This window comes from Azohydromonas australica DSM 1124, assembly GCF_000430725.1.
Classification (GTDB): Bacteria; Pseudomonadota; Gammaproteobacteria; order Burkholderiales; family Burkholderiaceae_C; genus Azohydromonas; species Azohydromonas australica.
This window is the reverse complement of sequence record NZ_AUMO01000145.1, coordinates 1-5582: the sequence shown is the minus strand read 5'-3', so window position 1 is coordinate 5582 and position 5582 is coordinate 1. Positions and strand designations below refer to the sequence as shown.

The 5582-nt window shown below is 66.2% G+C and carries 5 protein-coding genes, 1 tRNA gene, 1 rRNA gene and 1 pseudogene; 2 read left to right on the top strand and 6 right to left on the bottom strand.

The window, feature by feature from the left end; translation table 11 throughout:
* The 5 genes from H537_RS0118705 to H537_RS0118685 all read right to left on the bottom strand — a co-directional run.
* Positions 1–137: ribosomal RNA gene (locus H537_RS0118705) — 16S ribosomal RNA — on the bottom strand; the annotation flags it as partial.
* A 261-nt stretch (positions 138–398) separates the two neighbouring features.
* Positions 399–473: transfer RNA gene (locus H537_RS0118700), tRNA-Val, on the bottom strand.
* 41 nt (positions 474–514) lie between these two features.
* The gene (gene dnaQ, locus H537_RS0118695; protein WP_028999053.1) at positions 515–1225 is read right to left on the bottom strand and encodes a DNA polymerase III subunit epsilon; all 711 of its coding nucleotides are present in this window, start codon (positions 1223–1225) and stop codon (positions 515–517) included.
* A gap of 10 nt (positions 1226–1235) precedes the next feature.
* Positions 1236–2033, bottom strand: a complete 798-nt coding sequence (gene lgt / locus H537_RS0118690; RefSeq protein WP_028999052.1) for a prolipoprotein diacylglyceryl transferase — start codon at positions 2031–2033, stop codon at positions 1236–1238.
* Positions 2033–2959 (bottom strand): LysR family transcriptional regulator, encoded by a 927-nt coding sequence (locus tag H537_RS0118685; protein WP_028999051.1) that lies wholly within the window; start codon positions 2957–2959, stop codon positions 2033–2035. The genes lgt and H537_RS0118685 overlap by 1 nt, the downstream gene beginning before the upstream one ends.
* Positions 2960–3103: 144 nt before the next feature.
* On the opposite strand from H537_RS0118685, the gene ilvD reads away from it, so the two are divergent.
* A complete protein-coding gene (gene ilvD / locus H537_RS0118680) occupies positions 3104–4783 on the top strand; it encodes a dihydroxy-acid dehydratase (RefSeq protein ID WP_028999050.1) in 1680 nt (559 codons plus the stop codon).
* A 123-nt stretch (positions 4784–4906) separates the two neighbouring features.
* Positions 4907–5215: a c-type cytochrome gene (locus H537_RS0118675; protein ID WP_028999049.1), complete on the top strand. Its 309-nt coding sequence runs from the start codon at positions 4907–4909 to the stop codon at positions 5213–5215.
* Positions 5216–5273: 58 nt separating this feature from the next.
* On the opposite strand, the pseudogene H537_RS54510 reads toward H537_RS0118675, so the two are convergent.
* Positions 5274–5582 (bottom strand): annotated as a pseudogene (locus tag H537_RS54510) (ISNCY family transposase); the annotation flags it as partial.

Below are 5582 nucleotides of genomic sequence, written 5' to 3'. Positions count from 1 at the left end.
ACGACTGGGCACGTTCCGATGCGTTACTCACCCGTTCGCCACTCGCCACCAGGATTGCTCCCGTGCTGCCGTTCGACTTGCATGTGTAAGGCATGCCGCCAGCGTTCAATCTGAGCCAGGATCAAACTCTTCAGTTCGATCTTGAATATTACTGCTCAAAGGAAATTGAAGAAAACTTCAACTTCTGCATCGAGCGTTCGAGGCTCCGAAGAACCTCAGGTCTTGCGACCCTGAGACACCTCAGTCACCGTTGCGAACGCCCACGCTTATCGGCTGTATGTTTTTAAAGAGCTTGACTGCTTTCGCAATCAGTCGCTGCGTTAATCAGCGAAGACCGAGATTCTGACACGCTTTAAAAACCTTGTCAAACACTTGGTTTTTGAAGCCACTGCGAAATCTGGTGGGCGGTGCAGGGTTCGAACCTGCGACCCCTGCCGTGTGAAGGCAGTGCTCTACCGCTGAGCTAACCGCCCGGAATTCGCTGGTCGTCTTGCATCCCGGAAGACGACCGCGATTATGGCATGAGTTTTTTCCACTGCACAAGACCCCCGCTCGCTTTTTCAAGCCCGGCCAAGACGGCTTCGTGCGCGAGGCACTCGGATTCACTGGCACGCAGCACCGGCAGGGTGAACTGCGTCAGGTCAATGGCGGGGAGCTCGTCCTCCACCACCTCGGTCTTCACTTCTTCCTCTTCGATGACCAGCGCGTTCTGCCCGCGGGTCATGCGGATGTAGACCTCCGCCAGCAGTCCGGCATCGAGCAGCGCGCCGTGGAAGGTCCGGCTGGTGTTGTCGACTTCCAAGCGACGGCACAGCGCATCCAAGGAGTTGGCCTTGCCGGGATAGAGTTCCCGGGCCATGTGCAGGCTGTCCGTGATCTGCGCCACATGCTGGCCGAGCGGCGGCCGCCCCAGCCGACGCAGTTCCTCGTTCAGAAAGCCGACGTCAAAGGGGGCGTTGTGGATGATGATCTCGGCGCCCGAGAGGAAATCCATCAGCTCGTCTGCCACCGCGGCAAACACGGGCTTGTCGGCCAGGAACTCGTCCGTGAGGCCGTGGATGCGCACCGCCTCCTCGTGGCTCTTGCGCTCCGGGTTGAGATAGAAGTGCTTGTTGCGGCCGCTCAGGCGCCGCGCCACCATCTCCACGCAGCCGATTTCGACGATGCGGTCGCCGTTCTCGGGGCTCAGGCCGGTGGTTTCGGTATCGAGAAAGATCTGTCGCATGGCCGCGATGCTAGCCCGCCTGCCTGGACGACCTCGTCCACAACAGCACGCCGGCGGCGATCATCGGCAGGCACAGCCACTGGCCCATGCTCATGTTCAGCGCCAGCAGTCCCAGGAAGCTGTCGGGCTCGCGGAAGTACTCGGCCACGAAGCGCAGCACGCCATAGCCCACCAGGAACACCCCCGAGACCCGTCCGAGCGGGTGCGGCCTGCGCGAATAAATCCACAGCAGCACGAACAGCAGCACCCCTTCCAGGGAGAACTGGTAGAGCTGCGATGGATGGCGCGGCACGTCCGAGCCGGACTGCGGGAACACCATCGCCCAGGGCAGGCTCGGGTCGGCTGCCCGCCCCCACAGCTCACCGTTGATGAAGTTGCCGATACGCCCGCAGGCCAGCCCGATGGGGATGCACGGTGCGATCAGGTCCGTCACTTCCAGGAAGCGCCGTCCGCGCCGGTACGCGTACAGCGCCATCGCTCCCAGCACGCCCAGCAGCCCGCCGTGGAACGACATGCCGCCGCGCCACACCATGAACACCTCCAGCGGATGGCTGGCGTAGTAGCCCGGCTTGTAGAACAGCGCGTAGCCCAGCCGGCCGCCCACGACCACGCCCAGCACGCCGAAGAACAGCAGATCCTCGACATCGCGCCGGGTCCAGCCCGCCTGCGCGAACCACGGCAGATGCACCCGCCGTACCGCAAGCCACAAAAACAGGCCGAAAGCTGCCATGTAGGTCAACCCATACCAGTGCACCTGCAGCGGGCCGAGCGAAAGGGCGATGGGATTGAACTGGGGGTGCACGAGCATCAGCGGCTTCCTACTCCTTCGAGAGCTGCGAATTGTCGCTGCTCCCGCAGTTGCGCCCGCACATGCGCCACGAAGCGCTGCACCACCGGCGAATCCTCCCGCCACAGCAGGCTGGTGTGCGCCTGCGGTGCATCGGGGTCCACGCGCCTGTAAACCACGCCCGGACGCTGCAGTTGCGTCATCGACGCCGGCACCCACGCCACGCCCATTCCGGCCGATACCAGGCTCACGATGGTCTGCAGCTGGATCGCCTCCTGCGCGATGCGCGGCGCGCAGCCGCCCGCGTGGTAGCGCGCGAGCACCGCATCGAACAGCGAAGGCGCCACGCCGCGCGGGAAGATCAGCAGCGGCTCGGAGGCCACTTCCTCGAAGCGCACCGTCTCGTGCACCGCAGCGGGATGCCCCGCGGGCAACGCCAGCACCAGCGGCTCGATGAGCACCTGCAGCGCGAGCAGCGACGCCGGCACCGCCGCAGGCGCATGCAGGACGAAGCCCGCGTCGATGTCGCCCGCCGCCAGTGCCGCCAGTTGCACGTCCATGGTCGCCTCGCGCAACTGCAGCTCCACGTCGGGATGGTGCTCGCGAAACGAACTCAGCCAGGGCGGCAGCGGCCCATAGGCGATGCTGGAGACGAAGGCCAGGCGCAGCCGCCCCGACAGCCCCGCCGCCGCCGCCCGCACCAGCTCGGGCAGCGCCTCCGCCTCGCGCAGCAGCCGCCGGGCCTGGACCAGCAGCGCCTCGCCAGCGGGCGTGAGCGCCACCGAGCGCCGCGTGCGCTGCAGCAGCTGCACCTGCAGCGCGCGCTCCAGCGCCTGCACGGCTTGCGTCAGCGGCGGCTGTGTCATGAGCAGCCGCCGTGCGGCGCGCCCGAAGTGCAGCTCCTCGGCCACAGCCACGAATTGGCGCAGCGGTCGCAGCTCGATCATTCATTCACTCCGCGAATCAATTACTGCTGACAAATATATTGGACTCTCTATTTTTGGCTTCGGCATACTGCCCCGCGCCGGCACGGCCACCGGGGCCTCATGCGCACCGCGGCCATCGCCGGCACACCGCAGGAGCACGACCACATGAGCGACAACCGCCGTTCCAGGAACATCACCGAGGGCGTGGCGCGCGCCCCCAACCGTTCCATGTACTACGCCATGGGCTACACCGAGGGCGACTTCGGCAAGCCGATGATCGGCGTGGCCAACGGCCACTCCACCATCACGCCCTGCAACTCCGGCCTGCAGCGCCTGGCCGACGCAGCAGTGGAAGGGCTTCAGGCTGCTGGCGCCAATCCGCAGATCTTCGGCACGCCCACCATCAGCGACGGCATGGCCATGGGCACCGAGGGCATGAAGTACTCGCTGGTATCGCGCGAGGTCATCAGCGACTGCGTCGAGACCTGCGTGGGCGGCCAGTGGATGGACGGCGTGCTCGTCATCGGCGGCTGCGACAAGAACATGCCCGGCGGGATGATGGGCATGCTGCGCGCCAACGTGCCGGCCATCTACGTCTACGGCGGCACCATCCTGCCGGGCCGCTACAAGGGGCAGGACCTCAACATCGTCAGCGTGTTCGAGGCGGTGGGCCAGTTCAGCGCCGGCAAGATGTCCGAGGAGGACTTCTGCGAGATCGAGAAGCGCGCCATCCCCGGCAGCGGCTCCTGCGGCGGCATGTACACCGCCAACACCATGAGCTCGGCCTTCGAGGCGCTGGGCATGAGCCTGCCCTACTCCTCCACCGAGGCCAACGTGCACGACGAGAAGGTGGAGAGCACCCGCCGCGCCGCGGCGGTGCTGGTGGAGGCGGTGAAGAAGGACCTCAAGCCGCGCGACATCGTCACCAAGCAGAGCATCGAGAACGCGGTGGCCGTGATCATGGCCACCGGCGGCTCCACCAACGCGGTGCTGCACTTCCTGGCCATCGCGCATGCCGCCGAGGTCGAATGGACGATCGACGACTTCGAGCGCATGCGCAAGAAGGTCGCCGTGCTGTGCAACCTGAAGCCCTCGGGCCAGTACCTGGCGGTGGACTTACACCGCGCCGGTGGCATCCCCGCGGTGATGAAGGAGCTGCTCAAGGCCGGGCTGCTCAACGGCGACTGCATGACCATCACCGGCAAGACGGTGGCCGAGAACCTGGCCGACGTGCCCGATCTCACGGCCGAGCAGGACGTGATCCGGCCCGTGTCCGACCCGCTGTACGCGCAGGGGCACCTGGCCATCCTCAAGGGCAACCTCTCGCCCGAAGGCTGCGTGGCCAAGATCACCGGCCTGAAGAACCCCGTCATCACCGGCCCGGCGCGCGTGTTCGATGACGAGCAGTCGGCACTGGCCGCGATCATGGCCGGCCAGATCAAGGCCGGCGACGTGATGGTGCTGCGCTACCTCGGCCCCAAGGGCGGCCCCGGCATGCCGGAGATGCTCGCGCCTACCGGCGCGCTCATCGGCCAGGGCCTGGGCGAGAGCGTGGGCCTGATCACCGACGGCCGCTTCTCCGGCGGCACCTGGGGCATGGTCGTGGGCCACGTCGCGCCCGAGGCCTACGATGGCGGCAACATCGCGCTGGTGCAGGAGGGCGACGCCATCACCATCGATGCGCACCAGCTGCTGCTGCAGCTCAACGTCGATGAGGCCGAGATCGCGCGCCGGCGCGCCCAATGGAAACAGCCCGCGCCGCGCTACACCCGCGGCGTGCTGGCCAAGTTCGCGCGCAACGCCTGCAGCGCTTCTTCGGGCGCGGTGCTGGACAAGTTCGACTGAAGCTGAGGCTGGTCAGGGTCAGGTCAACCTGACCCCGTAAGATTGCGTTGCAGGCCTTGCGCCTGTTGCGCATCTGGACGAACGCCCACGCGTTCTGCAGCCCGAAAAGCCCGAAAGGACATCATGAAGTTCCTGCTTCCCGTGATCGTTGCCGCTGCCGCGGCCGTTTCCACCCCCGCCTTCGCCAACCTGGAACTGGCTCAGAAGAAGAACTGCCTGGCCTGCCACGCCGTGGACAAGAAGCTGGTCGGCCCCGCCTACAAGGACGTCGCCGCCAAGTACGCCGGCGACAAGACCGCCGAAGCCAAGCTGGCCGAGAAGATCATCAAGGGCGGCGCCGGCGTGTGGGGCCCCGTGCCGATGCCGGCCAACCCCCAGGTCTCCGCTGATGAAGCCAAGGTGCTGGCCAAGTGGGTGCTGTCGCAGAAGTGAGCAACGGCCTGACGGCCTGACGCCCGACATGTAGCCCTGCAGTCGCAGGGCTTTTTTTCTAGGACGGCAAAGCCAGCTGATCGGCCAGTTGCTCCAAGTTGGCGAGGTACTGCTCGGGATTGCGCCGGAACCGGGTGCGCTGCACGCGTGCGCAGCGGCGCCGTTCCAGTTGTGCCCGTAACTCCCGCCAGCGTTGTCGGTTGGCACACGCGAGCTCGCGTGCCGTGACCAAGCGCTCCCGCGTGGCCGTTGCCGCCAGCAGTCGCACCGCACCGCGCAACACCGTGGCAGGACTAGCGGCCTTGCGACCCGTGGTGCGCCGCTCGTGATGGCGGTACGAGCCGAACAGCTGTTCGAGATCGTTGTT

Bases quoted from the DNA above. Each gene is read 5' to 3' on its own strand.
- dnaQ (WP_028999053.1), bottom strand. From the start codon at position 1,225: ATGCGACAGATCTTTCTCGATACCGAAACCACCGGCCTGAGCCCCGAG.
- lgt (WP_028999052.1), bottom strand. From the start codon at position 2,033: ATGCTCGTGCACCCCCAGTTCAATCCCATCGCCCTTTCGCTCGGCCCG.
- H537_RS0118685 (WP_028999051.1), bottom strand. From the start codon at position 2,959: ATGATCGAGCTGCGACCGCTGCGCCAATTCGTGGCTGTGGCCGAGGAG.
- ilvD (WP_028999050.1), top strand. From the start codon at position 3,104: ATGAGCGACAACCGCCGTTCCAGGAACATCACCGAGGGCGTGGCGCGC.
- H537_RS0118675 (WP_028999049.1), top strand. From the start codon at position 4,907: ATGAAGTTCCTGCTTCCCGTGATCGTTGCCGCTGCCGCGGCCGTTTCC.